The organism is Candidatus Symbiopectobacterium sp. (assembly GCF_020054415.1).
In the GTDB taxonomy this organism is placed as follows: Bacteria; Pseudomonadota; Gammaproteobacteria; order Enterobacterales; family Enterobacteriaceae; genus Symbiopectobacterium.
In genome coordinates, this window is record NZ_JAHWCO010000649.1 from 1 (window position 1) to 3,648 (window position 3,648).

The 3,648-nt window shown below is 54.0% G+C and carries 3 protein-coding genes and 3 pseudogenes; 4 read left to right on the forward strand and 2 right to left on the reverse strand.

The window, feature by feature from the left end; all coding sequences use genetic code 11:
• Both QZ506_RS21710 and QZ506_RS18775 read right to left on the reverse strand, forming a co-directional pair.
• Positions 1-172, reverse strand: a 172-nt coding sequence (locus tag QZ506_RS21710; protein WP_367273038.1) for an IS1 family transposase, incomplete at its 3' end; no start/stop codon positions are given.
• Positions 129-236, reverse strand: a pseudogene (locus tag QZ506_RS18775) (IS1 family transposase); the annotation flags it as partial. The gene QZ506_RS21710 and the pseudogene QZ506_RS18775, both read right to left, overlap by 44 nt.
• A 60-nt stretch (positions 237-296) precedes the next feature.
• Here QZ506_RS18775 and QZ506_RS18780 point away from each other — a divergent pair.
• The 4 genes and pseudogenes from QZ506_RS18780 to QZ506_RS18795 form a co-directional block, all read left to right on the forward strand.
• Positions 297-1,296, forward strand: a pseudogene (locus QZ506_RS18780) (3-phenylpropionate MFS transporter); the annotation flags it as partial.
• A 111-nt stretch (positions 1,297-1,407) separates the two neighbouring features.
• Positions 1,408-2,082 carry a DUF1007 family protein gene (locus QZ506_RS18785; RefSeq protein WP_291973089.1) on the forward strand — a complete coding sequence of 225 codons (675 nt, stop codon included), beginning with the start codon at positions 1,408-1,410 and terminating at the stop codon, positions 2,080-2,082.
• Between the two features lie 2 nt (positions 2,083-2,084).
• Positions 2,085-3,131: a nickel/cobalt transporter gene (locus QZ506_RS18790; RefSeq protein ID WP_291973091.1), complete on the forward strand. Its 1,047-nt coding sequence runs from the start codon at positions 2,085-2,087 to the stop codon at positions 3,129-3,131.
• 131 nt (positions 3,132-3,262) lie between these two features.
• Positions 3,263-3,508 (forward strand): annotated as a pseudogene (locus tag QZ506_RS18795) (ABC transporter substrate-binding protein); the annotation flags it as partial.
• Positions 3,509-3,648 lie beyond the last annotated feature (140 nt).

The following is a 3,648-nucleotide window of genomic DNA, read 5'->3' on the forward strand; positions in this document are numbered from 1 at the left end:
TGCGATTGAGCCGTTGCAATCGGTTACGCAGTGTCAGATGTGCACACTCAATACGCTGTGTATACAGCTTGCTAACAATGTGTTTTACTTTTGGAAGTTCGTCGTTGTAAGCCCTGTAGCCATCCGTGTTTGCATGACTGAAGACGGTAACGCTGATGGCCACTTTTGCCATAACCGTGTTTTTTCACAGGAGATGTCTGTTCACAAAACGGGCATATTACATCAACTTTAGCCACTGTATTCCACATCCAAAACCGGACATTTCACGCTGCAATCAACATATTGAATACACGACCGTCGCGCGCTGTGTAGGGAGTCTCTTCATTACCCCTTGTGTAAAAAATCCCGCTCATCTTATTAATGCGATACGTTTTTTGGCGTTGTTGTCACTGCTCCTTGCGCTGGGTTTCTGGCTGGGAAATGCCTGGGTGTGGTTGCTGCTGGTGATTGTGGGCTTTAATCTGTTCTCTTCACCGCTGGTGCCGCTCAACGGTGGGTTGGCCGCCACCTGGCAACGCCAGATCGCTATGGATTATGGCAAAGTGCGCGTCTGGGGCTCGATAGCCTTTGTGATTGGCTCTGCTGTCACCGGTGAATTGGTGGCCGCCTGGGGGCACACCGCAATCCTGGCAACGCTGACCGCCGGGTTGGTTTGTATGCTGTTGGGCATGTTGCTGCGACCTTCTGTGATGCCACTGACCAGCGCGGGGGGCGAGCACACTGCGGCGGTAACCCCCTGGCCGCAATTGTTACGTGAAGCGGGCGTGTGGCGCTTTCTGCTTTGCGTGGCGTTTTTGCAAGGGGCGCACGCGGCCTATTACGGTTTCAGCGTTATCTACTGGCAGGATGCCTGGTATTCGCCAGCGGTGATAGGCTATTTGTGGTCGCTGGGGGTGGTGGCTGAGGTGGTGGTGTTTATGTTCAGCAAACGCTGGTTTTAGCGTTTCAGCGCCCGCGATATGTTGCTGCTGTCAGCGGTGGCGGGCATTGTTCGCTGGGGGCTGATGGGGGCCACCGTAGCGCTAACCTGGCTGATTGTGATACAGATTGCACTGCGGTACCTTTACCCTGTGCCACCTAGCCGCCATGCGCTTTATCTCTGCGCGTAGCGGTGGCGACGTGCTGCGTTTGCAGGCCGTCTACTCGGCACTGGCAATGGGCGGCAGCATTGCGGTGATGACGGTGGTGTCGGGATTTTTGTTTGAACATCTGCAACACGCTACCTTCTGGATGATGGCGGCGCTAGTGGTTCCCGCGCTGTTTTTGCGACCCGCCACGCCCGTTCAGCACACATAAACCGAGTATCAGGTTCATTTTGGAATAGGATGACGAGGTAAAGTGATTTTGTCATCAGTCTGACACCTGGAAAGTCCGGGTGTCATTATCTGCGTCAAGAGACGATACATTATGTTACGTTATAACACTTTCGGTTGCTGTTGTGCTCGGTTAGGGTGGCGGTGGGGTGTGTTGTTCTCGCTGCTGTCGCTTGCCTCGCCTTCGGTGTGGGCGCATCCCCACAGTTTTATTGATATCCAAACCACGGTTGAAGGTGACAATGACACCATCACTGGGTTGCGTATGCACTGGACGATGGACCCGATCACCTCAGCAGATCTGCTCTACGATGCGGGCAAGGCGAAAAGTGACTCTGAAATCTGGAAAAAGCTGGCGGCGGAAGTGATGGCGAACGTGTTGGGCCAGCACTATTTTACTGAGATCTACCGGGATAACGCGGCGGTGAAATTTCAACCGCTGCCGACAGAATATCATCTGTCGCGGCAAGGTAACAAAGCGGTGCTGGAGTTTGTGCTGCCGCTGGCGCATCCGCAGCCTTTAAAAGGCGCGCCGCTACAGATTTCTACCTATGAACCGACCTATTTTGTCGATATGTCCTATCAGGATAAAAACGCTGTCCGCCTCGCGCCTGTGCTGGCGGAACACTGTAAAACAGCGCTGTTTACCCCGAAACCCAGCGCTGATTTACGTTCTTATGCGCTGTCGCTGGATAAAGCCGATGCCCCCGATGGGGATCTGGCGCTGGGCAAACAGTTTGCACAACAAATTACGCTGGAATGCCACTGACTGTGTTTGAAAAACGAAAACGTCATCACACCTTGAGACTGTGTCTCGGCCTGTGGCCGTTAGTGGTTTTTTTACTGCTGTTGTCGCTGGGGGCTCAGGTGGTGCTGCACTACTGGCAGGATATTCTGCTGCAAAGCGTTGCCTGGCAGAAGGTGATGCATCAACAGATGTCAGCGCTGCTTGAGGCGGTGCACGAACAGCCGCATCAGGCGGGGCTGAGCCTGCTGGCGTTCAGTCTGGTCTACGGCATCTTGCACGCGGTGGGGCCGGGACACGGTAAAGTGGTGATCGCCACCTACCTTGCCACCCATCCGACGCAGCTTAAAAATAGTCTGAAACTGACGCTGGCATCCTCGCTGCTGCAAGGCATGATGGCGATTGGGTTAGTGAGCGTCACGTTGGGGGTTTTGCAACTCTCCAGCCGGGCACTGCACGCCAGCAGTTTCTGGATGGAAAAGGCCAGTTTTATGCTGGTGGCGCTACTGGGATTGTGGCTCAGCGTGCGCGCCCTTAAACGTCTGTGGGCGGCGATTACCCATGCCCGACATGCCAGCAAACCCAATATTCAGCGTATTCACGTGTTAACCGCACAGGCGCACTCGCTACCGTTAGCGCCGTTATCGCCCGTGACGGATGATGGCGTATGCGGTTGCGGCCATCGTCATCTCCCCTCCCAAGAGGAATTGCAACGTGGTGATGGCTGGCGTACCCGAGTGGCGATTGTGTGTGCTACGGGGTTGCGTCCCTGCTCGGGGGCCATCCTGGTGCTGTTGTTCTCCAAAGTGATCGGCGTGTTTGCCTGGGGCGTTGCTTCTGCGCTCGCCATGGCGCTGGGCACGGCCATTACCCTCTCGGTGTTGGCGCTGCTGGTGTTCTTTTGCCGCCGGGTGATTGAACGTATGGGCCGCTCACGTGCGCGTATGTTGTGGCAACAGACCGCCTGGAGCACGTTGTCGCTGGCGGGTGGTATGTTACTGTTTGGCGTGGGGATTCTGCTTTATCTCTCGGCACAACCTGCCATTACCGGTGGTATCCGTCCGTTCTTCTGACGTGCCTGATTCTGGTTTTTCTCTCTGAACGTGCCTGACGTCAAAAAGCCATTGCGTCTGCTCTGGCGCGCAGCATCTTATTTTAAGGATGATAATGAGTCTCATTATACATATAAAAATCAGGGATAAAAATGAAGAAAACGCTACATTGGATAGCTACCATCGCGTTATGGAGTGTCACCTGCCTGTCGTATGCCGCCCTGATCGTTATCGAAGATGTTAGTGGGCGCAAGGTTGAAATTGCCGCAGAAGCCAAACGCATCATTTTGGGCGAAGGGCGACAGATTTACCTGCTGGCGGCCTTTGACACCGAAACACCGTTTAAACGCGTGGTTGGTTGGCGTGACGATCTGCCCAAAGCGGATTTTGATGGCTATAAGGTGTATTAGTCGCGACTAGATCTGACACTGGACCTTGAAAGGTTGAGAGTTACCGGTTTTGATATGGGTGTCTGATCCTTAAACAAAACGCGAGGTAACTCTCATGCTTCATACTAACAATCCCATTATCAAACACA